Raw genomic sequence first — 1,588 nt, forward strand, 5'->3', positions numbered from 1 at the left:
CGGAACCTGTCAAAGCGATCAAGGCAGGTAGATCGTTCTAACGCTGTGCTGGGATCAGCGGGCCGTCTGGTGCCGGCTGGTTGATCCAAGCCGCTGCGGGGAGCTTGGGAGGCTCGGGTGGTTTGCGGACGAAGCGTTCGGGGTGCTTCGCGTAGACCGACTGGAGGACGTCGGCACGCATCTCGCGGAGCTGCTCGGCGAGACCGAAGTGCACGTCGCAGGGCGTGTGCAGGCCGATCCCGGAGTGCCGATGCTCCTCGTTGTACCAGGTGAAGAACTGGGTGCACCACGCCCGGGCGTCCTCGAGGGATCCGAAACGCTCGGGAAAGTCGTGCCGGTATTTCAGGGTCTTGTACTGGCTCTCGCTGTACGGGTTGTCGTTCGACGTCTTCGGCCGCGAATGCGACTTGGTGACGCCGAGACCGGCCATCATCTGGGCAACGTTCTGCGCGAGCATCGGGGACCCGCGGTCCGAGTGGATCGTCAACTGCCCTGGTTCGATGCCGTACTTGGCGATCGACTCGGACAGGAACCGCTCGGCGAGGTCCTTGTTCTCGTGGGCGGCGATCATCCAGCCGACGGTGTAGCGGCTGAAGATGTCGATGATCGTGTAGAGGCAGTAGTAGACGCCCTTGACCGGCCCCTTCAGTTTCGTGATGTCCCAACTCCATACCCGGTTCGGGCCCTCGGCGACCAGCTCGGGAACGGTCCGGGGCGGGTGGACGGCCTGGCGGCGGCGTTCACGGACCTCGCCGTGCCGTCGCAGGAGCCGGTACATCGTCGACTCCGAGCACAGGTAGACACCCCGGTCCAGGAGCACCGCGTAGATCTCGGCGGGCGCCATGTCGGCGAACTCCGGGGAATGGAGCACGTCGAGGACCCGTATCTCCTCCTTGAGTGTGAGAGCACGGGCGTGTCGGCGCCGTTCCCGCCGCGGCTTGGCCGGGGCGGGGCTTCGGCGGTGTTGGCGGTAGTAGGTGGCACGGCTCACGCCGGGAGCGGCGCATGCCTGGACGCGTCCGACCAGCCCGGTGAGCTCTTCAAGGGCCTGGTTGCGGGCGGTGTTGAACGCCACGGCCGCGAGCTGGGCTTCGGTCACTGGTTCTTCTCGCCGTTCCGGGCCGGGGCGCTGTCCGTGGCGAACTGGTCGAGCAGCGCGGAGAGTTTTCCCTGGACCTCGATGACGGTGCGGGCCTTCGCGAGGTCGGCTTCCAGGTGGGCTTTTCCGCCTTGAGCTTCTCGATCTCCTTGTCCCTGGGGTCCGCCTTCGGCCGTCCGGCCGACGCGCCGAGCGCGTCCAGGGCACCCTTGTCCCGCTGCTGCCTCCACGTCGTGACCAGCGACGAGTACAGGCCCTCTCGCCGCAGCAGAGCGCCCTTGCCCTTCTTGTCCAACGTCTCGTACTCCGCGAGGATCCTCGCCTTGTACTCCGCGGTATACCGGCGCGGACCGGTCGCACGGGCTTCTACCTGCGGATCAGGGGTCCCGTGGTCATTCGTGCTGGCCACCCGGGCACTACTCCTTCTCCGCCCTCGACTCAATGAATCATCCAGTATGCCTGACTCGATCTACTTTGACAGAGAGGGCT

Annotated in this window: 1 pseudogene; it reads right to left on the bottom strand. The window is 66.1% G+C overall.

The features are described 5' to 3' along the window. Positions 1 to 37: 37 nt before the first annotated feature. Positions 38 to 1,508, bottom strand: a pseudogene (locus tag ACFVX4_RS42065) (IS3 family transposase). Between the last annotated feature and the right edge of the window lie 80 nt (positions 1,509 to 1,588).

Source organism: Streptomyces sp. NPDC058240 (genome assembly GCF_042882135.1).
In the GTDB taxonomy this organism is placed as follows: Bacteria; Actinomycetota; Actinomycetes; order Streptomycetales; family Streptomycetaceae; genus Streptomyces.